We start from the raw sequence: 1,900 nt of genomic DNA on the forward strand, positions 1-1,900 counted from the left end.
ATGGGCGAGGACGAGAACCGCAAGCTCGACGAGCGCGTCCGCGCCTTCCTGACCCGCGGTGTGACCGGCGACACCGACATCAACATCATCGACACCGCCGAGTTCGCGATCCCCGGCCTTGACGACGAGTTCCGCGTCATCGTGTCTCCGTGGATTCTGACGGTGCTCGTTACCGACCGCCTGGCTCGCTACTACGAGACGGTCACCAAGCACAACCTCAAGTATCGTCGCTACTATCACCAGTTCGACTACTAAAGAAAACGGGTGCGGGAACGCGCCGGGCTATTGAGAGGAACACAGAATGAGGCAGTACATCATCGCCAGCCATGCGCACTTCGCTACCGGCATCAAGGAGAGTGTCGAGCTGCTCTCGGGCGCTCGCGACAACGTCCACGATCTTTCGATGTTCGTCGATGACCGCATGGACGTGGCCGAGGAGGCCCAAAAACTGCTGGCAGGCATGGCTGCCGACGATGATGTCGTTGTCTGCACCGACCTCTTTGGCGGCAGCGTCAACAACGAGTTCACCAAGATCGTCCAGACGCGTCCCCGCACGTACCTCGTTACCAATATGAACCTTCCTCTGCTTATCCAGCTGCTGTTCTCTGACGAGTCGGCGCCGGTTGAGGAGACGATTCGCGCCATCGTCGCTGCGGACGATACGCGCGTGAAGTTTGTCAACGATCTTTTGGTCGATGACGAAGAGGAAGAAGAGTTCTAATCCGCAGCACCTACTGACACGCCGTAAGACGGCACAAGACCTTTGGGGGGTCACATTATGATTCAGCTACTTCGCGTCGACCATCGCCTGCTTCATGGCCAGGTCGCGGTCTCTTGGGTCCAGGGCCTTGGCTCCAACTGCATTTTCTGCGTGGGCGATAAGGTCGCCAACGACCCGGTGTGGAAGACGACGCTCAAGATGGGCAAGCCTGCCGGCTGCAAGCTCGTCATCAAGGATATGGCGAATGCCATCGAGGCCATTAACTCGGGTGTGACTGACAAATACAAGATGATTATCTGTGTCGCCACCATCGCTGAGGCAAAGCAGCTTGTTGAAGGCTGCCCGCAGATCAAGTCGGTCAACCTGGGCAACACCAAGCCCAAGGACGAGAAGCGCCCCGATGCTCGTCAGGTCTCTCGTCAGATCTTCCTGACTGCAGCCGAGGAGGCCGATGTGCGTGAGATGCTGAACAACGGCGTCGAGGTCGAGATCCGTCCTCTGGCCGATGACCCCAAGGTTGACTGCGCAAGCGTGCTCTAGGCGTTCAATTTCGAAGAGTCTGAGCTCTTCGTAGTGTCCTATTAGGAAAGGGGGATATATGCTTACCCAAGCAATCCTCATCGGACTTATCGCCGCATTTGGTAAGTTCGACTTCCAGCTCGGTACGCTCTATGCGTTCCGCCCCATCGTCCTGTGCCCGCTCGTGGGCCTGGTGCTGGGGGACCTGCAGTCCGGCCTCGCGATCGGCGCCAGCCTGGAGCTTCTGTTCATGGGCTCGATCTCCATCGGCGCCTACGTGCCGCCTGATGAGACGATCGGCGGCGTGCTCGCCTGCGCCTTCGCTATCCAGTTGGGCCAGAGCACCGAGGCAGCCATCGCGCTCGCTATGCCCATCGCCACGCTGTGCCTTGCCATCAAGAACATCCTCAACGCCGCCCTGCCGATTCTGGTTGACCGCGCTGATGTCTTCTCCGGCCAGGGCAACCTTAAGGGTGTCTATGCGATGCACTTCCTGATCGGTTTGACCGGTATCATCATGGCGTTCCTGCTGTGCTCGCTGTCGTTCTATCTGGGTGCTGACGCCATCCAGGGCATGCTCGACTTCATCCCGCCCTTTGTCCTTGCTGGCTTTGGCGTTGCCGCCAACATCCTGCCGGCCATGGGCTTCGCCATGCTCGG

General features: G+C 59.1%; 3 protein-coding genes and 1 pseudogene. All 4 read left to right on the top strand.

Annotation, left to right across the window (positions count from 1 at the left end; genetic code table 11):
* A pseudogene (locus tag DWZ15_RS10775) lies at positions 1-255 on the top strand (SIS domain-containing protein); the annotation flags it as partial.
* Between the two features lie 46 nt (positions 256-301).
* Positions 302-721 (top strand): PTS sugar transporter subunit IIA, encoded by a 420-nt coding sequence (locus DWZ15_RS10210; protein WP_117565057.1) that lies wholly within the window; start codon positions 302-304, stop codon positions 719-721.
* A gap of 57 nt (positions 722-778) precedes the next feature.
* The gene (locus DWZ15_RS10215) at positions 779-1,261 is read left to right on the top strand and encodes a PTS sugar transporter subunit IIB (protein WP_117565058.1); all 483 of its coding nucleotides are present in this window, start codon (positions 779-781) and stop codon (positions 1,259-1,261) included.
* Between the two features lie 58 nt (positions 1,262-1,319).
* Positions 1,320-1,900: PTS sugar transporter subunit IIC (locus tag DWZ15_RS10220; protein WP_147324173.1), on the top strand; the 581-nt coding region annotated here is incomplete at its 3' end.

Origin of the sequence: Collinsella sp. AF29-7AC (genome assembly GCF_003475665.1) — a bacterium.
Lineage (GTDB): Bacteria > Actinomycetota > Coriobacteriia > Coriobacteriales > Coriobacteriaceae > Collinsella.

What these genes read in the sequence shown, in the direction of transcription:
- DWZ15_RS10210 (WP_117565057.1), top strand. Translation starts at nt 302, where the DNA reads ATGAGGCAGTACATCATCGCCAGCCATGCGCACTTCGCTACCGGCATC.
- DWZ15_RS10215 (WP_117565058.1), top strand. Translation starts at nt 779, where the DNA reads ATGATTCAGCTACTTCGCGTCGACCATCGCCTGCTTCATGGCCAGGTC.